Consider the following 22,301-nt stretch of genomic DNA (forward strand, 5'->3'; position numbering starts at 1 on the left):
AAGATAAATATAGCAGTTTTCTGGATTTTCTCAACCTTTGTTTATGAATGAAATTTTAAAAATTGGTAATCCTCAACTAAGAAAAATGGCTACGGCGGTGGATGATATTACCCATCCCCAAGTTCAAAAATTAATCGATGATTTACTTTCTATCGTCATCCCTGTTAATGGTGTGGGCATTGCGGCACCCCAAATCAATCATTCCCAACGGGTGATAGTAGTGGCATCTCATCCCAATATTCGTTATCCCTACGCTCCACAAATGGAAGCTACACCCATGATTAATCCTCGTATTTTGCACCATAGTGATGATTTTGTGGATGGTGAGGAGGGTTGTCTTAGTGTACCTCAACAGAGGGGGAATGTGTTGCGGTGGAGGGCGCTGGAGGTAGAATTTTTTGACCGACAAGGCGCACGACAACAGCGAGAATATGATGGTTTTATCGCGCGTATCGTGCAACATGAAATAGATCATCTCAATGGTATTCTATTTGTAGATCAAATGAATTATGAATTATGAATTATGAATTATGAATTATGAATTATGAATTATGAATTATTATCCCTTGTCTTCTTATAACAAAGCGGTTTTTGCTAAACCGCAAATAATGATAAGATTAAATCTGCTATAGCTAGAAATAATAAAGGAAAATAAATGGCAGAAACTTTGATGTTTAACGCTTTGCGTGAAGCTATTGACGAAGAAATGGGACAAAATGAGCAAGTTTTTGTCCTTGGGGAAGATGTAGGACTTTATGGCGGATCGTACAAAGTTACTAAAGGTTTATATGAGAAATACGGGGAGTTTAGGGTTTTAGATACTCCTATCGCCGAAAATAGTTTCACGGGAATGGCGGTGGGCGCTGCGATGACGGGATTACGCCCTATTATAGAGGGTATGAATATGGGCTTTTTATTACTGGCGTTTAACCAAATTGCCAATAATGCTGGTATGATGCGTTACACATCGGGGGGTAATTTTAAAATTCCCATAGTAATTCGTGGACCTGGGGGCGTTGGCAGACAGTTGGGTGCTGAACATTCCCAAAGGTTAGAGGCTTATTTTCAAGCGGTGCCGGGGCTTAAAATCGTGGCTTGTTCTACTGCTTACAATGCCAAAGGTTTATTAAAATCAGCCATTAGAGATGATAACCCTGTGTTATTTTTTGAACACGTTTTACTATACAATCATAAAGAAAATTTGCCGGCGCATGAATACACTTTGCCGTTAGATAAAGCGGAAATGGTACGCAAGGGTAAGGATGTGACGATTTTAACCTATTCTCGCATGAGACATCATTGCACCCAAGCTCTTAAACAGTTGGAAAAAGAAGGTTTTGATCCAGAAATTATCGATTTAATCTCCCTCAAGCCTTTGGATATGGAAACTATTGGCGAATCTATCCGTAAAACTCACAAAGTGATTATTGTGGAAGAATGTATGAAAAGTGGGGGCATCGGCGCTGAGTTAACGGCTTCTATTAATGATCAATTATTTGATGAGTTGGATGCGCCCGTCGTCCGTTTAGCGTCTCAGGATATTCCTACCCCTTACAATGGTACTTTAGAACGTTTAACCATTGTGCAACCTGAACAGATTGTGGAAGCGGTGCGCAAAATTATGAGTCATCAAATTTAGTTTTGAAGAAAACCCACCAATCCCTGCTTCGTAAGGGGGGTTGCAAAGTCAGGTACAAAATGCTTTGCCCCCATCCCCTCTCCCACAGGAGAGGGGTGTATTTAATTTATTAAAAATATTTATATTACATTGTGGAAAAACAAAGAACTTTTATACTTTTAATTATTGTGTTGGTGGTAATATCCATCGTGACTCTAATTAATTTACCATTACAACTGGGTTTAGATTTGCGTGGTGGTTCGCAGTTAACTATTCAGTTAAAAACCACTGAGGAAGTGCCAGAAATTACCGAAAATCGCTTGGAAGCCGTGCGCCAAGTTATTAGCAATCGGGTTAACGGTTTGGGTGTTTCGGAAGCGGTGGTGCAGAGTGTGGGAGAAGACCGCATTTTGGTACAATTACCCGGTGTAAGTGATCCTCAAGAGGCTGAAAGGGTATTGGGTGGCACAGCGCAGTTAGATTTTCGCACGGAAACTAATGATGCTGAAATTCGCGCTCAGTTAGAGGTGAGACAACGGGAATTAACGGAGTTGTTAATCGAGGCTCAGGGTGTTACAGATGATGAGGCTAAAAATGCGGAGATTTTAGCCCAAATTGAAGCTAAACAAGCTCAAATTGCTGAAATTAGTGAAAATCTTTATGTCAAGAGTGAGTTAAATGGTGAAAAATTAAGCTCCGCCGGATACCAACCTAGTCAGCAGGGGGATACTTGGGAAGTAATTTTGGAGTTTAACAATGAGGGGGGAAGGTTATTTGCTGAGTTAACTAAGAGTATCGCAGGAACCGGGAGAAGGTTAGGAATTTTCCTCGATGATCAATTAGTCAGCGCCCCCGGCGTAAGCGCAGAATATGCTTCTACCGGCATAGCTGGAGGCAGGGCTAGTATTTCCGGTGATTTTACGTTGGAGGGCGCTAGGGAGTTAGCTTTACAGCTTGAGGGAGGGGCGCTACCTGTGCCGGTGGAGATTGTGGAAAATAGGACGGTGGGCGCTACTCTTGGACAAGATAGCATTCGCCGTAGTATTATCGCTGGTTTAGCTGGTTTGGTGCTAGTTTTAGTTTATATGGGCGTTTATTACCGCTTACCCGGTGTTTTAGCCGATATTTCTTTAATTATCTATGGTTTGCTCAATTTAGCTTGTTTTTCCTTAGCTGGAGTTACTTTGACTTTACCCGGTATTGCTGGTTTTATCCTTAGCATCGGCATGGCAGTAGATGCTAATGTACTCATTTTTGAGCGCACGAGGGAGGAGTTACGAGATGGTAAAACTCTTTATCGGGCTGTGGAATCAGGTTTTCATCGAGCTTTTTCCAGTATTCTCGATAGCAATGTGACGACTTTAATTGCTTGTGGGGCGCTATTCTGGTTAGGTTCGGGTTTGGTAAAAGGTTTTGCTTTAACTCTTGCTATTGGGGTAGCGGTGAGTATGTTTACGGCTTTAACTTGCACTCGCACTTTGTTGTTAATTGCGGTTTTAGGTTTTCCGAAGGTAAGACAAAAACCTGAGTTATTTTGTCCTAATCTTACTCCTGTTCAAAGTAAAGCTACCAGTTAATTATTAAATAGAATCTTGTAGGGGTTGAATAATATTCAACCCCTACAAGCCAATGAAAAATAATTAATTATCTATTATCAATTATTCATTATTATTCATTATTCATTATTTTTATGATTCATTTTAGTGTTGTTAAGTGGGAAAAACTGTGGTGGACTATCTCTGCCGTTTTATGTCTTATAAGTATCATCGCAATGGTAATATCTTACAATGTCATCGGCGCCCCTCTGCGCCCCAGTATCGACTTTGTGGGTGGCACAAGGTTACAGTTAGAAAAAGATTGTAGCATTGCTGATAATTGCTCTCAACCTATCACGGTTAATGATGTAAGAGTGGTTTTAGAAAAACAAAATCTCGCTAATAGCAGTATTCAAATTATTGGCGAGGAAAAACAGGGTATTTCTATTCGCACTCAAACCCTCGATGTGGAAACGAGAACTATTTTACAGGAAGCCTTAACTGCGGAAATTGGCACATTTGACCCGGAAACTGTGCAAATTGACACCGTAGGTCCTAGTATTGGTCAAGAACTCTTTACTTCTGGTATTCTCGCCCTTTTAGTGTCATTTTTTGGTATCATCGTCTATCTAAGTATTCGTTTTAAAACCGATTACGCTGTTTTTGCTATTGTAGCGTTGGTTCATGATGCGCTAATTGCGACGGGCGCTTTTGCTATTCTCGGTTTAGTGGCTAATGTGGAAGTGGATACGCTATTTTTAGTTGCATTACTAACTATTATCGGTTTTTCGGTTAACGATACGGTGGTAATTTATGATCGCATTCGAGAAATCAGCAAGGATGAAAATATGGACAATGCCACCATGAATGAAACGGTGGATATTGCGGTTAATCAAACTTTAACACGCTCAATCAATACCAGTTTAACTACTTTATTACCTCTAGTAGCTATTTATTTATTTGGTGGTGAAACTCTCAAATATTTTGCTCTTGCTTTAATTATTGGTTTTTTGGCGGGCGCTTATTCTAGTATTTTTGTGGCTAGTACCCTTTTAGGTTGGTGGCGTAAAATTAGTCGTAAACCACAATTATCCCAAAGTTAGCATGAGAAAAATTGACAATTGATAATGGATCATTGACAATGATGAGGCTTTACCATCTCATGTTATGTCCTTTCGATCACTTATAAATCAATTCAAAATAATCTTAGTTCAATTTATTGAACGGGATACTGTTGGTTCCGTGTAATTCATTACACGGTGGGTGTAGGGCGAAGATACAATCTTTTAATAACTAATTATCCGAATTTGATATAATAAGGGTTTTGATTTATTCAGCAGACTGTAATTGTTTTTTAATTCTAAATTGTTTCTTCCCTTTGCCTTTTTAACTTTTCCCTTTTTTCCAGCGCACTCCAGTTAATTTTTAATTTGAGAATTGCGCACTAGCCAATAACTTAAAGATAAACAGAGCGTGGCAATTCCTAAAGCAATTAAATCCATTTTTTCGTATTGTTTTGGATCAAAAATAACTATTTTTCTGGCAACGGCGATTAACGCTGTTACCAAGACTAATTCGACTCGTACTATATGTTTACGAAGGTAGGCAGTAATATTTTCTAGTAATTCCAAGGCAATTAAAATATTCAAAAATAATCCAAAAATTTCAATAATTGTTGTGGTAAAAAAGCCTACTTGACCTTGATATAATAAATCTTTTCCTAATGTAATAATCAAGTCTATCGATGAGGTAAAAATCACTACAATAAGAGTAATAGATAATATTTTAGAAACGATATTTTCTGTAATATGAATTAATTTTAAAAAAATTTTATCGTTTAAAGCTACACTTAAATATTTAATAATTTGCTTCATAGTTAGGGTTTGCTGAAAAAGTGGAGTGGTGAGAGGAGGTGTCAGGCTTCGGGTGTCAGGTTTCAGGTGAAATGCTTATAAATCAAAGACTTTAGCCAAATAGTTATTTTTCATAAATTGCTAATTTGTCTCAATAATTTTCGATGGGAATGGAAAAAATAGAGTGTTTTTAGAGAAAAAATCAATTTATGACACTTTTTGTTGTGTAGAATAGACTTTAAACCTTTATTTGACAAGGGTTTTGATTTATTCAGCAGACCCTAGTTAAATTTTAATAAAAAATTATTTCAGTTCTTCTACAATTAACATTAGCATCCCAAAATACACATCTCCAAATCTGGCTAGAAGCCCAAAATAAGGGAACAAAATATTTTTTGCTAAAAATCCCAATCTTCTTCCTCGTCATAATAATCATCGTTGGGGGAATTTTTGCTAGGGGTAATTACTCGATAGGAAACGTCATAAATATCATCAGGACTTCTATTGGTAGCTTGATTAGTTCTTACTTTAGCGCTTTTGGGGACAATTTCTGTTCTTTCCTTGGGCTGATAGGAGTAAGGCGCTGCTTGACGAGGTTTGACACTAACGGGGGAGGGCGCTTCTTTTAATGGGTTTTTTGGTAATGAATCATTTTTATCAGGAGTTTCTGTGGATATTTCTTCGGAGGGTATATCTATGGGTAAAGGATTTTTTGCTTCGTATTCTGATGATGGTGGCTGGGGTGAGGAACTTTTTTCTGTTTCATATTCTGATGATGGTGGCTGGGGTGAGGGGCTTTTTTCTGTTTCGTATTCTGATGATGGCTGGGGTGAAGGGCGCTGGTTTATTTTATCTTCTATATATTCTTCTTTTTCTTGGGATGATATATTCAAATTATCTTTGATTTTGATTGATTTTTGAGTAACTTCTTCTGCATAAAAATCATCATCATTATTATTTATTGAATTATCGTTATCTTTTTGATATGAAAACTGATTTTTTTCTTGGTTATATTCGGGTATATCATCTTCATAAATAGGTGGTTCTTTATACTGATAAGAAGGCTGAGGATTAGTGGGAGGTGGATTATTCTTGATTGGTGGTTGTGGAGATGTGTAGAATTGAGGATATTTAGGGATGGATAATTTAATGATTAGCTGAATAATCACACTAGAAATCAGCCCTGCACAAAAAGCGAGTAATAAGGTAATAGAGAATGGTAAATTAAGAAAGTTTATGCCAAAAAATACTATGGATATTTGCTGAAAATTTTGTATAAAAAGCAAGGCTATTAAACCTAGTATTATCAGTAAAAATAAATTTTTAACACCCATTAAAATAATCTGTATGTATAATTAAATTTTTTTGCTCACCATAGGCAAAATTATAGCAAAGATAGCGTTTTTAATAGTTATAAGGTAGAAAAGTAAAATTAAACTACTTCATTATTACAAGATTTAAGCTCACCTCATTAGTCGGAAAATTGCTATATGTTATGAATACTGTTTAGAAAATGCTGACTCAATGATATGATCTGTTCAGTCTATTTGTAGTTATATATTCTGTTAAAAATTAAAGCAATGGCAAAGTATCTTTTATTTGGTAGTTATTGTGATGATGTGTTGGTGCGGAGGGCGCCCTTCCGCAATGCGCACCTCACCGGTTTACAACAACAAAAAGAACAAGGAATATTAATCACCATCGGACCTACCAAAGATAATAGCAAAGTCTTTGGCATCTATGAAGCAGAAAATGAAGAAATAGTTAAAAAATTGGTAGAATCAGACCCCTATTGGGAAAATGGTATTTGGACAGATTATGAAATCAAAGAATGGATACAAGCGTTTTAAGGGATTCCCAACTCTTGTAAAGGGCGAATAATCGTCGGTTCATTCACCTGATCTGGTGCAAAAATACTATCCAGCGCCCCTCGCAACGTATTAGCCATCACGATTTGATTTTCATAAACCACGATTACCCTAGTTAAAGCTGGAATACTATTTTGATCCGCCTCTAAATACACAGGCTCAACATACAATAAAGATTGTTCGATAGGTATTACCAATAAATTACCCTGTATAGCTTTTGAACCTTGACGATTCCATAAAGAAATCTGCTCAGAAATAATCGGGTCTTGATTTATCAACGCTTCCACCTGATCCGGTCCAAAAATTAACCGTTGTTTCGGAAACTGATACAACAACAACTTACCATAATTATCCCCATCACAGCGCGCGGCTAACCATGCAATCAAATTAGAACGAGAAACAGGAGTATAAGGCTGTAATAAAATAAACTCCTCTTGAGTTTCCGTCGGTAACTTCATAATTAAATAATAAGGATCAATAGATAAAGGCTCATCCCCATAGATTTCCTGTGGCACTTGCCATTGATCTTCCCTGTTGTAAAATACTTGAGGATTCTCCACATGATAAGTTAAAAGCCTCTCCGACTGAGTATTAAATAAATCAATGGGATAACGGATATGTTGACGAATATCCACCGGCATTTCCTCTAAAGGCAAAAATAAATCAGGGAAAATCTCACCCCAAGCACGAATTAACGGATCATTTTCATCACTAATATAAAACTTAGTCGTACCGTTATAAGCATCTACCACCACTTTAACCGAATTACGAATGTAGTTAAAATGATTCTCGCCTCCATCAGAATAGGGATAATAATTAGAAATGGTGTAACCATCAACTAACCAATATAGATGGTTATAATCTCCCTCTCGACCATCCGCTACCACAATATAAGGATCACGGTCATAATGGAGGAAGGGCGCTATGGCTTTAATACGTTCATTTATATTGCGACGAAAGAAAATACGAGTATCCTCAGTAAAATTATCCGTCAATAACATCCGCCAATCTCGTAAATAAACTGAAAAAATCAACTTTTTAGCAAAATCACCAATATTAATACCCCCCAAACCCTTATGAACCGTATTAAAATTTTCCTCCCCACTAGGAAAATCAAACTCTGGCACCCTCGTATTAGTCATCACATAATTATCCGTCAACTCCCCAAAATAAATTCTTGGGCGCACAAAAGGGATAGTTTCTTTAATTAAAGGTGAAGAAGTATTTAACTCCCCCGGATCGCGCTCAGAGCCAATATCATTGATAAAATAAAATGGTAATCCTCCCTCCACCACACGATTAACAGGAGACATGGTAAAACCGTAACCATGAGTATAAATTAGATGTTCATTAACCCAAGTTTTGGCGGGGAGAGGCATAAAATCAGTATCTAATTCTCTTGGTGCAACAATTACCTGTTTATACCTTAATTCTTCATTTTCATTATAAATATTGTAACGATCAATATCACCATCAGGAAAAACATAATAAGGTCTAATTTGTTGTAACTGTCGATTAGCCTGTAAAATTGGCTTAGTGTCCCATAAACGAATATTATCAACAGTTAAATTATTTTTTTCTAAATCTTCCGCCGTTAAATTGCCCTCTGGATTAAAAGTTTGTACCTCAATTTGATCCAAATTAAAAGCCGATTTTGTTGCCTCAATATTTCTAATTAAATAAGATTCTTCTAGGCTTAACTCATTAGGTTGTACAATGGTATTTTGTACTAACTCCACCAACAATAAACCGCTACCATAAAAAGCCAAATAAACAAGAAAAGGTAATACAGAAAAAGACCAAATTTTTTTACCTTTGTTATTTTTTCCAGCGCCCGTCACCCCTTTCACAAATAACCAAAGAGCCAGAAAAATAACCATATAAGAAGCAATAGTTTCAAGAGGTAAAGAAATTCTCACATCTGCATAACCAGCGCCCGTCACCACCCCTCGCTTAGATAATAATAAACCATAACGATTTAACCAATGAACACCAGCTAAAGTAAATAAAATACCACTAGCTAAAAAATAAATATGCCTTAATTGTTGACGACATAAACCATTAAATTTCCCCTCACTCAAACTATTATTAGCTGTCAAATAAATTAATAAACAACCTAAAATACTATAAATAAATAAACCCTGTAACCAAAAATCTATTAACTGTAAAAGTGGTAAATTAAAAATATAAAAACTATAATCAATATTTAATAGAGGATCACTTTTGTCAAAAGAAACACTGTTAAAAAATAACAAAAACTTATACCAATAACTGCTACTGATAAAAGTAAATGAAAAGCTAAATATAACTGTTAAAAGATATAAACTAAATCTTGTTTTCAGAATTAGTAAAAAAGCCACGAAAAATACCAGAAATATTTGCCAAGTAGTCTCCGAAATATTGCCCACCAAAGAAGCTAATTGATTTAACTTAAAAGGTGATTCTACCGAAGTGCTTAAATTAGGAAGATTAATACTAACTTGCCATGCACCATTAACAGTCTCAGTATAAAAAATTAAACTTACACTAATTAAAAAACTAAAAAGAATAACACAAAATAATAAAACTCTTATCTTAACAGGTGAAGATTGAGGAATATATTTTTTATTGCCGTTTTCATAATATAGTTTTTGTAAGTTTTTACTTTTTTCTGCATAGATTAAATTACTAAATATAAACAGTATTGAACTTAAAAAAGTACCTAATCCCAAAATTATTTTAGTATTGAATCTTGTCAAAAATACCTCAAAATAATTCAACTCTTTAAACCATAAAGTCTCTGCTCCAAAATAACTCAGACCGAGCAGAATTAACCAAGTAAATAGTAACACTATCAATATAGTGTAAATAATTTTTATAGGGGAATCAAATAAACTCTTTTTTCTGGTTATTTCTATCATATTTTTTCAAAAATACTTAATTAGGCAAATCATATCAAATCTATTTGGTTTTTTAAAACCCGGTCAGTAATATAGCAATCCCTTCTCAGTTGTGAAATATCCAAAGATACAGAATAAATTTATATTTTTTATGACAATTATTTCAAAATAATCTTAGTTCAATTTGTTGAACGAAATAACATTAGTTCCATACAACAAATTACACGGAGGGTAAATTATGAAGATATAATCTTTTATAAAAGATTACCCGAACCTGATATTACTTATTAATTTGATAAGGTAAAATTAAAAAATTAGTCAATAAGCAAAGTTATATCATAGAGAGGAAACTTAGTATCAAGGGTGATAATCGTTAAGTCCTCAATCATCGCTTGAGCAATTAACATTCTGTCAAAAGGATCTTTATGATGTAATGGTAAATCCGTTACTTTTAATCCATGCTCTGCTGTAATATCTAAAACTCTAAAATAATTATCTTTCAGCTTTTCTAATAAGTTATTAGGCACAAATAACTTACCCAAAGACTTTTTTATAGACATTTCCCATACCGTCGCCGCACTAACAAAAATCATATTTTCAGGGTGACAAATAACTGCTCTTATTTGGGGAGATAATTTTGCTTCATCTCCTAACCACCATAAGAGAATATGAGTATCTAATAAAAACTTCATTCATCTTCTCCGTAAAACATAGCGTTAATTTCGGGAGACTCATCATCAAAATCATCTGCAATCCAAATTTGTCCTTTCCAACCACCAGCAGTGCGAGGTTTTAATGGCTTATTATCTGTAGTCACCTTTGCCTCACTGGATGAAAAAGGTAAAACTGTCGCTAAGGGCACACCATCACGGGTTAAAATAACTTCTACCTGATTTTGAATAGCTGACAATAACTCCGAAAACCTATCCTGTAATAAATTGACATCAAAGGTTTTTTTCAACATGGTCAAAATTTATTTGTTGGTATAATTTCATTATAGAATGCAAGAAAAATATACTATATACCCAAGACCTTGCTAAAAGATAACGAAAATAATTTATTCTCGCCAAATCAATAGTTGTACATAGACTAAAATAAAAGCGATAGCTAATAAGATACTGGTATTAGCGGCGGCATAACCAAAATTAAACTGCCGAAAAGCCTCCTGATAGATATAGTATGCCAATATATTGGTACTATTAGCAGGACCCCCATTAGTCATAACATAAATTTGCTCAAAAGAACGAAAAGTAAAAATAGCTGTAGTAATAGAAGTTAAGATTAAGGTCGGTTTTAAACCGGGTAAAGTAATATACCAGAATTGCGCCCAAACATTAGCGCCATCCAACTGCGCCGCTTCATAACGATTTTGAGGAATAGCCTGTAAACCAGCGAGAAATAAAATTAAATTAAAGCCAATTTGTCGCCAAACACTGAATAAAATTACTACGGGCATCGCCCAAATAGTGCTATTTAGCCAAGGAATTGGAGTTATATTTAAAGATAATAAAAATTGATTAATAGGTCCTTCATTTTGAAATAACCAACGAAAACCTAACCCCATGGCTACCAATGATGTTATGGAAGGAAGAAAGTAGCTGGTACGAAAAAAACTTTTTAAAATAATTTGCTCTTTTAGTAAAATTGCTAATAGTAAAGGAATGATAATACTAGGGATAATTGTCGCAATAGAAAAGTAAACTGTATTAATGATAATTTGCCAAAAATCCCCATCTTGAAAAATATTTTGATAATTTCTCCATCCTATCCATTGATTATCGATAAAATTACCATCGGTAAAACTTAAGAAAATTAGGTATAAAATCGGGATAAATAGGAAAATACTTAAAAGAATTAAGGCTGGTGATAAAAATAACCATGCCGTAAAATTAATTTTAACTTTGGAGTTAGAAAACATTTTGATACGGTTTACTTTTTTTGATTGATAAATTACTACTATTTATTATTTGTTAGATTAAATAAATTTGTAAGTAAAACTACTATTTAGAGTAATCTAATCATTATTTTATCTAATTTTTTCTATATTGAGTTTGTCTTAACCATTAATTTTGTTGCTTCAGCGCCCGTGTCTCATCCAATAAGGCTTCTACTTCCTCATCAGAAAGTTTACGAATATAGTTAACTTTAACTTCTTCTATAAAGCCTAATAAAAGAGATTCTAAAACTTCTAAATTATGTTTAGCGCCCACCGACAAGGTCAAAGTTTGCCCTGATTTACTAATAATCTTTTCTAAATATTGATCAAAAACGGGATCACTTTGTAATAATTTTTGAATAGTATCTAATAATACTTGATAAAGTTGATGAGAAATGGGATAACTGAGCTTTTCGGGAAAATTATTAAAGCCGGGTAAATGAGCAATATTTTGATAAGCCGGAGAATCAAAAATGCTTTTAATAATAATATAATTTAATAAATCTTCCACTTCTTGGCGAATTTCTGGCAAAACCTGATTGGCAACTAAATCAATAATTAATCTGACAATTTCGCTAATTTCATTAGTATCATTAAGGTCAATATAACTTCGGCTTTGTTTTTCAGGAGAAAGTAATTTTTCGATATTGCCATCTTCCACAAAATTTTCCACTTGATTAACAACTCTTAATAAAATTATCTCTGTAATATCTCCAGCAATAGTTGCAGCAAAACCTTGGCTGGTTTGTTTTTTAATCGATTTTAAAGAAATTAATTTACTTTGATCTAAACGAATAGCAACGGGAATAATTCTTAGCCATCTAAAAATAGGTAAAAAGAATAATAAATCATACCAACGCCAGAGAAAAGCATCATTAATTTTAACACCATTATATCTTAAACTAATGACAAAAGACCGCAAAATAAAATCAGTTAAAATAATGACAATAAAAGGAAAATCAATTAAACCAAAATAATCAACAAATTGTCCATTTTCACCGATAGGACGAAAATAATTAGTATTAACTAAAGGGACAATCTCTTCATTAAAAAATTCTAATTCTTCATTTAATCTTCCTTCTAAATAATCAACAGTCCAAAAATTATTAAAAGCATCTTTAGCTGAATTACGAGGATTATTAATATACGGTGAAGTGCGCTGACGCATTAAATTTTTGATCTTTTCTAAATTACCACTTTTATTAGCTAATTGAAATGGATTTTGCTCGATCATTTGTATGCTAAGTTCTCTCAACATAGCCAACGTTTCTTTTGTTTGAGGAGAAGATAAACCATATCGATTAATATTATTTTCTAATTCTTGAAAAGTGTCTAAATATTCCTGAGTATCTCGATAAGGTACAATACCTTTTATGGCATCATATTGAATTACTTTTTCTCGCACATTTTTAGGCACTATAGTTAATTTATAGCCCTCATACTCATAAGGTCCAAACTTGAAACTGCCCACCGTAATTATGCCATTTAACCAAATATCTCGAAAAGGAATATAAGTTAAATCAAAAGCCACTACCCCTAAATTAGCCACTGAAATTAGTGCCATTACTTTGGCTACGAAAATATTGTCAAACCAAAAATTGTAAATCCAAGTAATTGGTTTTGTGGTAGTCTTTATGCCTTTTTTAATTTGACGTTTCATCCTAATCTTTATAAAACTCTTACGGCTACATTATAGATTAGTGCTAAATCAATTGTGGCAGATTAGTCAAAAGAGCAAAAAGCAAAGATAAATTTACAGGAGTTTTTCATTTTCTTAAACAACACTTTTGTTTGTTGCAAAAATGCCCTTTGCGTCTTTGCAACTTTGCGAGAAACAAAAAACAAAGTAAGAGAGCCGAAATTATTATCTGACGTTACGCACTGATTCAAATGTTAAGTTAAGGGAGGTTTCAGGTAGCAGGTTTCAGGTTTAAAACTCTCAATAGACTCTTGTACAAGAAAAAGAAAAAGATCAATAAACATAAGTTTTTTGTCAATTCTTTAACCTGACACCCGACACCTGACACCTAAAACCAACAATTAATTCTATTTTTGCCTAACATCAATTATTATCAGAAAACCATAATAGATATTATGATGTGATCAAATAAAAAATGATCAACTTTGCCATGAAAAAAAATATCATATTTGGCGCTTTATTAGTCTTTGTTCCGATTTCTGTGGTAGGGCATTTCTTACATTGGGGTGAAGGGGTAATTTTTATCACTGCATCTCTAGCTATTGTACCTTTAGCTGCCTTTATGGGGGAAGCCACAGAAGAAATTGCTGTGGTGGTAGGACCTAATTTAGGGGGACTATTAAACGCTACATTCGGAAATGCTACTGAATTAATCTTAGCTTTTATCGCTCTGAAAAGTGGTTTTGTGCAGGTAGTAAAAGCAACTATCACAGGCTCAATTATCGGTAATTTACTCTTAGTAATGGGCTTTGCCATGTTTTTAGGAGGATTGCGTTATAAAGAGCAAAATTTTCAACCTACCACAGCGCGCCTCAACGCATCAGTAATGAATTTAGCAGTAATCGCCATTCTGTTGCCCACTGCGGTAGAATACACCTCCACAGGTATCCCAGAAGCAACTTTACAACAGTTATCCGTAGCTGTGGCAATAGTGTTAATTCTAGTATATTTATTGACTCTACTATTTTCCATGAAAACCCATGCTTATCTTTACGATGTGGGAGTAGCGGAAAATGAAGACGAAGGAGAAGGGGGGGAAAACTATCAACCCAACTTGTGGTTTTGGGTAGGTATCTTGTTAGTTGTTACCCTTGGGGTGGCTATCGAGTCAGAATTATTAGTAGAATCATTGGAAGTTGCCACGGCTGAGTTAGGCTTACCTGCGCTCTTCACCGGCGTAATTTTCTTACCGATTATCGGCAACGCCGCCGAACACGCCACCGCCGTCACCGTGGCCATGAAGGATAAAATGGATTTATCCGTGTCAGTAGCCCTAGGCTCAAGTTTACAAATTGCCTTATTTGTAGCGCCCATCTTAGTCATTGCTGGGTGGTTTATGGGGCAACCTATGGACTTAAATTTTAATCCTTTTGAACTGGTAGCAGTAGCTGTATCAGTGCTAATTGCCAATTCTATCAGTTCTGATGGTAACTCTAATTGGTTGGAAGGAGCATTATTGTTGGCAACTTATGCCGTCATTGCTTTAGCTTTCTTCTTCCATCCCGCCATTGAGGGATTTTAAGGCTTAGGTTTAAGCTAAAAATGTTATATCATCGAGAGGGTACTTGAAAAACCTTCTCGGAAGTGCTATGATAGTATCTGCTTTATAAGCGGACGTGGCGGAATTGGTAGACGCGCTAGATTTAGGTTCTAGTATCTTTGATGTGAGAGTTCGAGTCTCTCTGTCCGCATTTTTTTTGATCCTTAATCGTAAAGATTAAAAAATATCCCTTCACACTGTTACAATTTTAATATTAATTTTTAACAGGTGATGATATGATTATTTTACCCGGTTCTACAGTCAAAGTGACTAATAGTGAAGACACTTATTACAATTTTGAGGGTTTAGTACAAAGAGTAACGGATGGAAAAGCCGCCGTTTTATTTGAGGGTGGAAATTGGGATAAATTAATTACTTTTCGTCTTTCTGAATTGGAAATTATTAATCCTAAGAAAAAGTAAATTAGGTTATTTTCACAAGGGGTTAAAACCCCTTGTCACAGCTTTGGCTCTATTTGAAAATCTAATTTTTAACGCATTCCGCTAGTTGTTCTTTGATTAAATCTCCATCAATATTTTGACCAATAAAAACTAACTTATTTTCTCTTTTTTGTGCTGATTTCCATGTGTCGTCTTCAATGGTAAATCTTTTACCGCTTAAGTGAAAAATATGCCGATCTGGACTTTCATGAAACCATAAAATTCCCTTCGCCCTAAAGACATTTGCTGATAATTTATTATCAAGAAAATCTTGTAGTTTACGAATATAAAATGGTTGCTCACTCACAAAAGAAACCGATGTGAAACCATCATTTTCGAGGTGCGCTGAATGATCATGGTTATGATGTTCATGGTTATGATGTTCATGGTTATGATGTTCATGTTCATGATGTCCACTATAATATTGGTCAGATTCAAATAACCCCACACTGAGAATTAGGGGGAGGGGCGCTTGAGAATTAGTAGTGCGCATAATCCGAGCATCAGGTTTGATTTCTTTGAGGCGATTTTCTAAAGAATTTACCTCATTTTCACTAACTAAATCAGTCTTATTAAGAAGAATAATATCCCCATAGGCGATTTGACTATAAGCCGCCTCGCTGTTAAATAAATCTAAGCTAAAATTAGCACAGTCAACTAAAGTAATGATAGAATCCAACCTTGTCATTTCTCTTAATTCTGTACCTAAAAAAGTCAACGCAACAGGCAAAGGATCAGCTATTCCAGTGGTTTCTACAACTAAGTAGTCGATTTTATCACTTTTTTCTAAAACTTGATAAACCGCATCAACTAAATCATTATTAATATTACAGCAAATACAACCATTACTTAACTCGATCATGGTTTCATCTGTACTAACAATTAAATCATTATCAATGCCAATTTCTCCAAATTCATTGACTAAAACAGCAGTTTTAACACCTTGTTGATTACTTAAAATATAATTTAGTAATGTTGTTTTGCCACTGCCTAAAAAACCTGTAATAATGGTAACGGGTAATCCTCTTTTAGGAGCATCCATAACATCTTTATCTTGTTGTTGTGATATTGTAGTGGTCATCTTTTTCCTAACTCACATCGATAATTCTTTAACTTAACATCATATCCTACATAACGATCCTAAGTCACTTATGGCAACTGTTAAATAAGAATTTAAGCGTTGCTGAATCAAGGTATGGTGCAGGAAAAGAAGTAATATCAGGTTCGCTTAAACAGTTACAATTAAATATCTGCTGAAAACTCAAAAGACAGACTTTGTTTTATAAGTGATTATCCGAACTTGATATAATACAAGGGGAAAACGCCAGATTAAGCCACTATCTTGCTAGGCTATATCGAAAAACTTTATGTTATTCAAAATCAATAGAGACGCTAAGGTACTATACTTTATCACTGATTCACTATCTAAAATTCAAAGATGTACCAACTTCTTTTCGCAGAAGGGAAGATGTAGTTTAAGTCTTTTGATACCTACGGCAACACCGTGAGTAAATTTAATGGCAGTCTAAGCTATATTTAAATTTACCTCTGCCCTTGTCATCGCCAAGATACTTTTTCACCAACCCCTATCGACACATACCCAAAAAACTAATCACATCCTTAACCAAATCAGGTTTTGTCACCACCAAAATAGTTGATCCTTGCTCCAAAATAGTTTTACCATTAGGTATAATCAAATCCTCGTTGGGGTGCGCTTGATAACCAATAATTAAAGTGCCTTTAGGAAAACGGGGGTTTTGTGCCAACTGAGCTAAAGTTTGACCCACAATATAACATTCATTAGGAATAGATAATTTTAACACCTCTACCTGTCCCTGCTCAAAGTGCATCATCGCATCAACTTGGGGATACTCAATGGCATTGACAATGCGATTAATCGCTAATTGATTTGTACTAACTACATGGGTAGCGCCCGCCAAAAGATAAGGCTCATAAAAATCACTATCTTTCATTCGTGCCACAATCTGCCCAACCCCATAATGTTTAGAAAGTGTCACCATGGCAAGATTAAGAGCATCTTCTCGCAGAGTAGCGATAATACTATCAGCCTTACGAATACCCGCCTCAATTAAAATGCTAGTGTTAACTGCGCTACCCTCAAAAGCCATCACCCCGATTTTTTCTCGCACATATTGACACGCCGTCATATCGGTATCAATCATCGCTACAGTATGATTCATTTTGACTAAGGCTTGAGCTAATTCCCTTCCCATCATCCCAGCACCCCCCACAATTACATACATATCTACCAATCCTATTTAAGTTGTGTTGATTATTTTGTCAGAAAAGGGAAGTCAAGAATTATTGAGAATTGGCACGCGCATCTTTCACTGCAAAAATAAAAGATAAAACCGTAATGGGAATGCTCAAACCGAAAATAAATCGAGTCAAATCTTGTCCTAACTCCGGATTTCCTGAACTTAACTCAAACACACAACCGACACAAGCAATGGCACTGATACAGGATAATAGTAGCAAAACGCCACTTTTGGGGGTCATATACATGGTTTTCTTATTGATTTTTATAAAAAGAGCTAATGGTAAATAATTTTACCTTAGATGCCGATCAAATTCTCCCCGAATCTCCGCCATTTTAAACTAGGGCGATTTCAATAATATTACTCCCCTCTCCTATGGGAGCAGGGTGTTTTCAAAGTCAGGATCAAAATTGATTTGTTTTTGACAAGAAGACAATATAAGGATGATCCCCCCCAACCCCCCTTAAAAAGGGGGGAGATTCAGGGAGACAGGAGGATTTTTTACTATTAATTGATTTATTAGTAGTTAAAAACCTCTGAATTTCAGATTATTGGCTAGTTTGAGAAACTAACATTTTTGAGAATGAAAACGCCCTGCTATGGGAGAGGGGTTGGGGGTGAGGGTAAATTTTTTAGTAAAATCTTGATAAGCACAAAAAAAATTATGGTATAATCATAGATTGCAGTATTGATAAATTAAAGGAAAAATGAGTTTAACCCAAGAGAAAAAACAAGAAATCATGAGTCAATTTCAAGCCCATGAAACTGACACAGGGTCTTCCAACTTACAAGTAGCATTACTAACAGCGAGAATCAGTCAATTAACCGAACACTTAAAGATTAACAAAAAAGATCACTCCTCTCGTCGTGGCTTGTTGAAATTAATCGGTCAAAGAAAACGTTTGTTAGGATATATCAAAAGAAAAAATCCTAGAGGATACCAAGAATTAATCCAAAAACTCGGTATTCGTGGTTAAACTAACACCATAGTAAATTATGCCATCTCCTTCAGAAAGAAAGCCTTTACCTTTTGAACCAAAAAAAAATAAGGAAAAAGTCATCAAAAAGCTTCCCACTACCGGCAAAAATGACCAAAAAAAAGAACCCGTAGCCACAAAAGCAAAAAAAACCAGTAAGCAAGATGCTTCCTTGCGCTCAATTCCCGAAGAAGTCAGTCGCAGAATGGTCAGAAGAATGGCTATCTTTAGTGGTATTCCCACTGGTTTAGGGATTTCTTCCTTTTTTGTGTTTTACTTAATCGTCACCCAAGACTGGTTTAAAGTGCCTAACACTGCTGTTTTATTAGTAAGTTTTGGCTTATTTGGGTTAGGTGTGTTAGGTTTAAGTTATGGTATTCTTTCCACCTCATGGGATGAGGGTAGAGTCGGCAGTTGGTGGGGCGCTGAAGAATTTAGCACTAACTTTGGTCGCATGACCTCAGCATGGCGCCAAGCTCGACAAGAAGCCAGAAAAAAGAAGGCTGATAACTCATTAGAAAGCGATGAGTCAAAAGGGTAGAGGGCAAAGGGCAAAGGTAAATTAATTGAAGAAAGATTTTGAATTATGCCATAAATTCTTAATAAGTTTCGTTGATATTTTAGATAAATAGGTAAGTAAATTATGATCGTTGTAATGAAACTGGGAACTCCTGAGTCTGAAGTCTCCAGAATTGGGGATGAGTTGACAGAGTGGGGATTAACACCTGAAAAAATTGTTGGTAAGCATAAAGTAGTAATTGGTTTGGTGGGGGAAACGGCTACCCTTAATCCCGAACAAATTCAAGAAATCAGTCCTTGGATTGAAAGCGTATTAAGGGTAGAACAACCTTTCAAACGTGCTAGTTTAGATTATCGTCATGGACAACCTAGCGAAGTGGTGATTCCTACTCCTAATGGTGATGTTATCCTTGGAAAGGATCATCCTATTGCCATTGTGGCAGGTCCTTGCTCTGTAGAAAATGAAGAGATGATCGTGGAAACGGCGATGAGAGTCAAGGCTGCGGGAGCTAAGTTTTTGCGGGGTGGTGCTTATAAGCCTCGTACTTCTCCTTATGCGTTTCAAGGTCATGGTGAGAGTGCTTTAGAATTATTAGATGCGGCGCGCTCCGCCAGTGGTTTAGGTATTATCACTGAAGTAATGGATACTGCTGACTTAGACAAAATCTCTGAGGTAGCAGATGTGGTACAGGTGGGCGCTCGGAATATGCAAAATTTCTCTTTATTGAAGAAGGTGGGCGCCCAATCTAAACCAGTTTTATTAAAGCGAGGAATGTCTGCCACCATTCAGGAGTGGTTGATGGCCGCAGAATATATCTTGGCTGCAGGTAATCCTAATGTGATTCTTTGTGAGCGTGGCATTCGCACTTTTGACCGTGAATATGCTCGTAATGTCCTTGATTTATCTGTCATCCCTGTATTGCGTGGTTTAACTCATTTACCGATTATGATTGATCCTAGTCATGGTACTGGTAAATCTGAATATGTACCTAGTATGGCTATGGCTGCCATTGCTGCTGGGGCTGATTCTTTAATGATTGAGGTTCACCCTAATCCTGCTAAGGCTTTATCTGATGGTCCTCAGTCTCTCACTCCTGATCGTTTTGATGCGGTGGTGAAAGAGTTAGCTGTTATTGGTAACGCTGTGGGGCGCTGGGAAAGAGTAGGGGCGCTGGTATAATTAAACCTTCAACTCCGACTAATAACCCTTCTTCTTTTAGCAAGAGGAAGGGTTTTTTAAATCAATAAGTAATGTTTAAGCGAAACTGATATTACTCCTACATTCTGAATGTTACATTCTACATTCCTCCTACTGTCAATTATCAATTAAATTATTGACAATAGTTTCAGTATTTTTTCTCAGCACTTGTTGATAAGTTTCAGCGCCCGTCGCCGATGCCCCCAAACCATCCACATATAAAGGATTAGAAGCGAGTTTAACTCCAGCCTCCCGCGCCACAGTTTCCATGAGAGTAGGATTAACACTACTTTCCACAAAAATAGTCGGAATATTTAAACGTTGGATTTCCTTGACTAACTCCCCCACGCGCCGAGAATTAGGAGATTCTTCTGTACTTACCCCAGCTAAAGCAGTATTAGATTTGAGACTATAGGCATTCAAATAATAACCCAAAGCATCATGATTAGTCACCAATATTCTTCTTTCTGGTGGAATCTTCTCAATTTCTGTCTTAATCCACTGGTGCAACTCCGTTAACTCAGCAATAATCATATCTTGTTGACTTTGATATAACTGTTGTTGATCCGGAAGTAATTTAGCTAATTCTGCACTAATTACCCTCACCATCTCCATACCATTTTCCGCATCATGCCACACATGAGGATCAGGAAACTCGCCCTTTTCTTCATCATCATGGCTATGCTCATCATCATGGCTATGCCCGTCATCATGGCTATGTCCATGATCATCACTCATCATTAAAGGAGTTGTCACCGCTTGTTCGTAAACAGCTACGGCAGTAGCGCCCTCCCCCCTAGCGGATACCAGTTGAATCAAACTAGGCTCAAAACCATAGCCACCGTATAAAATCAAATCAGCTTCTTGTATGGCACGACGATCATCAGGAGTAACTTGATAAACATGAGGATCAACTCCAGCATCAACCAAACAATTAATATTAACCGTATCTAAAGCAATTTGCTTCGTCAAATCGCACAAAACATCTGTTGTCACCACCACCGATAAAGATGCCATCTCTTGTTGCTCTGCCACCTCCTCCCTACCTTGATTTTCCGTGGTAACATTACCACCACAAGACCATAAACCCAAAGATATTAACCCAGAAAAAAATAAACGCCCTGATACTGTAAACTTAAACATTAGTGTATAGTATTATTGTTGCTTTTTATGTGATAATGATTATCATTTTTATTATATGTTAGAGGTTCAGCAAGTCGCTGTCAACTATCGTGGTTTAGTGGCGGTGGAGGATATTAGTTTTTCTCTCAAGGCGGGGGAAATTGTCGGCATTATTGGACCGAATGGTGCTGGTAAAAGTTCTCTGATTAAGTCAATTTTGGGGTTAATTCCCCTCGCGCAAGGAAAAATTACTTTTCAGTCCCAAGCACTATCAAAAAACCTCCACCAAGTGGCTTATGTACCCCAACGGGCGCTGATTGACTGGGATTATCCCATTACCGTTGAAGGGGTAGTGATGATGGCGAGAATCCGTCACCGTCGTCTCTTTCACCCTTTATCAAAGCAATCAAAAGAAATAGTAAAAATAGCCCTAGAAAGGGTAGGAATGTGGGAATTAAGACATCGTCAAATCGGGCAACTATCGGGAGGGCAACAACAGAGAGTATTTTTAGCTCAAGCCTTAGCTCAAGAAGCGGAATTATTTTTATTTGATGAACCTTTTGCTGGAATTGATAAAAAAACCGAAACCATGATATTTGATGTCTTAGATGATTTAAAACATCAGGGCAAAACCTTATTAGTGGTAGGACATGAATTAAAAGAAACTTCCCGAAAATATGACCGATTTTTACTGATCAATAAAAGATTAATTGCTAATGGTTCGCGCGCTGAAGTGATTACCCCTGAAAACTTGCAAAAAGCCTACGGTGATAATGTTATTTTTCTTTAAAAATTTCTTTAGCTAATTCCTCAAAAAAATTTACCCTCAATAAATAAA

Annotated in this window: 22 protein-coding genes, 1 tRNA gene and 1 pseudogene; 13 read left to right on the plus strand and 11 right to left on the minus strand. The window is 35.9% G+C overall.

Features of this window, described 5'->3' with window-relative positions; all coding sequences use genetic code 11:
- The first annotated feature begins 43 nt into the window (after window positions 1-43).
- The 4 genes from def to secF all read left to right on the plus strand — a co-directional run bounded on the left by def (window position 44) and on the right by secF (window position 4,256).
- The gene (gene def / locus IGQ45_11770) at window positions 44-520 is read left to right on the plus strand and encodes a peptide deformylase (GenBank protein ID MBF2057865.1); all 477 of its coding nucleotides are present in this window, start codon (window positions 44-46) and stop codon (window positions 518-520) included.
- A 135-nt stretch (window positions 521-655) separates the two neighbouring features.
- A complete protein-coding gene (locus IGQ45_11775) occupies window positions 656-1,639 on the plus strand; it encodes an alpha-ketoacid dehydrogenase subunit beta (protein MBF2057866.1) in 984 nt (327 codons plus the stop codon).
- Window positions 1,640-1,770: 131 nt separating this feature from the next.
- The gene (gene secD / locus IGQ45_11780; protein ID MBF2057867.1) at window positions 1,771-3,195 is read left to right on the plus strand and encodes a protein translocase subunit SecD; all 1,425 of its coding nucleotides are present in this window, start codon (window positions 1,771-1,773) and stop codon (window positions 3,193-3,195) included.
- A gap of 113 nt (window positions 3,196-3,308) precedes the next feature.
- Window positions 3,309-4,256 carry a protein translocase subunit SecF gene (secF, locus tag IGQ45_11785; GenBank protein ID MBF2057868.1) on the plus strand — a complete coding sequence of 316 codons (948 nt, stop codon included), beginning with the start codon at window positions 3,309-3,311 and terminating at the stop codon, window positions 4,254-4,256.
- Window positions 4,257-4,571: 315 nt separating this feature from the next.
- Here secF and IGQ45_11790 read toward each other — a convergent pair whose 3' ends face one another.
- On the minus strand, window positions 4,572-5,027 hold the full coding sequence (locus IGQ45_11790) for a phosphate-starvation-inducible PsiE family protein (GenBank protein MBF2057869.1): 456 nt from the start codon (window positions 5,025-5,027) through the stop codon (window positions 4,572-4,574).
- Window positions 5,028-5,404: 377 nt separating this feature from the next.
- On the minus strand, window positions 5,405-6,292 hold the full coding sequence (locus tag IGQ45_11795) for a hypothetical protein (GenBank protein ID MBF2057870.1): 888 nt from the start codon (window positions 6,290-6,292) through the stop codon (window positions 5,405-5,407).
- A gap of 294 nt (window positions 6,293-6,586) precedes the next feature.
- Here IGQ45_11795 and IGQ45_11800 point away from each other — a divergent pair, with 294 nt between their 5' ends.
- On the plus strand, window positions 6,587-6,856 hold the full coding sequence (locus IGQ45_11800; protein ID MBF2057871.1) for a YciI family protein: 270 nt from the start codon (window positions 6,587-6,589) through the stop codon (window positions 6,854-6,856).
- Here the strand turns inward: IGQ45_11800 and IGQ45_11805 are convergent.
- The 5 genes from IGQ45_11805 to IGQ45_11825 form a co-directional block, all read right to left on the minus strand.
- Window positions 6,853-9,774, minus strand: a complete 2,922-nt coding sequence (locus IGQ45_11805) for a UPF0182 family protein (GenBank protein MBF2057872.1) — start codon at window positions 9,772-9,774, stop codon at window positions 6,853-6,855. The genes IGQ45_11800 and IGQ45_11805 overlap by 4 nt on opposite strands.
- 293 nt (window positions 9,775-10,067) lie before the next feature.
- The gene (locus tag IGQ45_11810) at window positions 10,068-10,445 is read right to left on the minus strand and encodes a type II toxin-antitoxin system VapC family toxin (protein ID MBF2057873.1); all 378 of its coding nucleotides are present in this window, start codon (window positions 10,443-10,445) and stop codon (window positions 10,068-10,070) included.
- Window positions 10,442-10,717, minus strand: a complete 276-nt coding sequence (locus IGQ45_11815; GenBank protein ID MBF2057874.1) for a hypothetical protein — start codon at window positions 10,715-10,717, stop codon at window positions 10,442-10,444. The genes IGQ45_11810 and IGQ45_11815 overlap by 4 nt, the downstream gene beginning before the upstream one ends.
- A gap of 93 nt (window positions 10,718-10,810) precedes the next feature.
- Window positions 10,811-11,671 carry a sugar ABC transporter permease gene (locus IGQ45_11820; GenBank protein MBF2057875.1) on the minus strand — a complete coding sequence of 287 codons (861 nt, stop codon included), beginning with the start codon at window positions 11,669-11,671 and terminating at the stop codon, window positions 10,811-10,813.
- 145 nt (window positions 11,672-11,816) lie between these two features.
- Window positions 11,817-13,349 carry a hypothetical protein gene (locus IGQ45_11825; protein ID MBF2057876.1) on the minus strand — a complete coding sequence of 511 codons (1,533 nt, stop codon included), beginning with the start codon at window positions 13,347-13,349 and terminating at the stop codon, window positions 11,817-11,819.
- 469 nt (window positions 13,350-13,818) lie between these two features.
- Between IGQ45_11825 and cax the strand changes: the two genes are divergently transcribed.
- The 3 genes from cax (at window position 13,819) to IGQ45_11840 (ending at window position 15,350) form a co-directional block, all read left to right on the plus strand.
- Complete coding sequence (cax, locus tag IGQ45_11830; protein ID MBF2057877.1) at window positions 13,819-14,910, plus strand: calcium/proton exchanger; 1,092 nt, start codon at window positions 13,819-13,821, stop codon at window positions 14,908-14,910.
- A gap of 88 nt (window positions 14,911-14,998) precedes the next feature.
- A tRNA-Leu gene (locus IGQ45_11835) sits at window positions 14,999-15,079 on the plus strand.
- 85 nt (window positions 15,080-15,164) lie between these two features.
- Window positions 15,165-15,350 carry a DUF3252 domain-containing protein gene (locus tag IGQ45_11840; protein ID MBF2057878.1) on the plus strand — a complete coding sequence of 62 codons (186 nt, stop codon included), beginning with the start codon at window positions 15,165-15,167 and terminating at the stop codon, window positions 15,348-15,350.
- A 61-nt stretch (window positions 15,351-15,411) separates the two neighbouring features.
- On the opposite strand, the gene IGQ45_11845 is transcribed toward IGQ45_11840, so the two are convergent.
- Entirely contained in the window at window positions 15,412-16,449 is a 1,038-nt protein-coding gene (locus IGQ45_11845) for a GTP-binding protein (GenBank protein ID MBF2057879.1), read from the minus strand.
- 227 nt (window positions 16,450-16,676) lie between these two features.
- Between IGQ45_11845 and IGQ45_11850 the strand changes: the two are divergent.
- Window positions 16,677-16,847, plus strand: a pseudogene (locus IGQ45_11850) (IS1 family transposase).
- A gap of 107 nt (window positions 16,848-16,954) precedes the next feature.
- On the opposite strand, the gene IGQ45_11855 reads toward IGQ45_11850, so the two are convergent.
- Together IGQ45_11855 and IGQ45_11860 are read right to left on the minus strand one after the other, a co-directional pair.
- The gene (locus IGQ45_11855; GenBank protein MBF2057880.1) at window positions 16,955-17,632 is read right to left on the minus strand and encodes a TrkA family potassium uptake protein; all 678 of its coding nucleotides are present in this window, start codon (window positions 17,630-17,632) and stop codon (window positions 16,955-16,957) included.
- A gap of 58 nt (window positions 17,633-17,690) precedes the next feature.
- Window positions 17,691-17,888 (minus strand): hypothetical protein, encoded by a 198-nt coding sequence (locus IGQ45_11860; protein MBF2057881.1) that lies wholly within the window; start codon window positions 17,886-17,888, stop codon window positions 17,691-17,693.
- 466 nt (window positions 17,889-18,354) lie between these two features.
- On the opposite strand from IGQ45_11860, the gene rpsO reads away from it, so the two are divergent.
- The 3 genes from rpsO (at window position 18,355) to aroF (ending at window position 20,323) form a co-directional block, all read left to right on the plus strand.
- Complete coding sequence (rpsO, locus tag IGQ45_11865; GenBank protein ID MBF2057882.1) at window positions 18,355-18,624, plus strand: 30S ribosomal protein S15; 270 nt, start codon at window positions 18,355-18,357, stop codon at window positions 18,622-18,624.
- Window positions 18,625-18,643: 19 nt separating this feature from the next.
- On the plus strand, window positions 18,644-19,165 hold the full coding sequence (locus IGQ45_11870; protein ID MBF2057883.1) for a PAM68 family protein: 522 nt from the start codon (window positions 18,644-18,646) through the stop codon (window positions 19,163-19,165).
- A gap of 102 nt (window positions 19,166-19,267) precedes the next feature.
- On the plus strand, window positions 19,268-20,323 hold the full coding sequence (aroF, locus tag IGQ45_11875) for a 3-deoxy-7-phosphoheptulonate synthase (GenBank protein MBF2057884.1): 1,056 nt from the start codon (window positions 19,268-19,270) through the stop codon (window positions 20,321-20,323).
- Between the two features lie 135 nt (window positions 20,324-20,458).
- On the opposite strand, the gene IGQ45_11880 is transcribed toward aroF, so the two are convergent.
- A complete protein-coding gene (locus IGQ45_11880; GenBank protein ID MBF2057885.1) occupies window positions 20,459-21,484 on the minus strand; it encodes a zinc ABC transporter substrate-binding protein in 1,026 nt (341 codons plus the stop codon).
- 55 nt (window positions 21,485-21,539) lie between these two features.
- Here IGQ45_11880 and IGQ45_11885 point away from each other — a divergent pair, with 55 nt between their 5' ends.
- Complete coding sequence (locus tag IGQ45_11885) at window positions 21,540-22,253, plus strand: metal ABC transporter ATP-binding protein (GenBank protein MBF2057886.1); 714 nt, start codon at window positions 21,540-21,542, stop codon at window positions 22,251-22,253.
- Window positions 22,254-22,301 lie beyond the last annotated feature (48 nt).

Origin of the sequence: Cyanobacterium sp. T60_A2020_053 (genome assembly GCA_015272165.1) — a bacterium.
Lineage (GTDB): Bacteria > Cyanobacteriota > Cyanobacteriia > Cyanobacteriales > Cyanobacteriaceae > Cyanobacterium.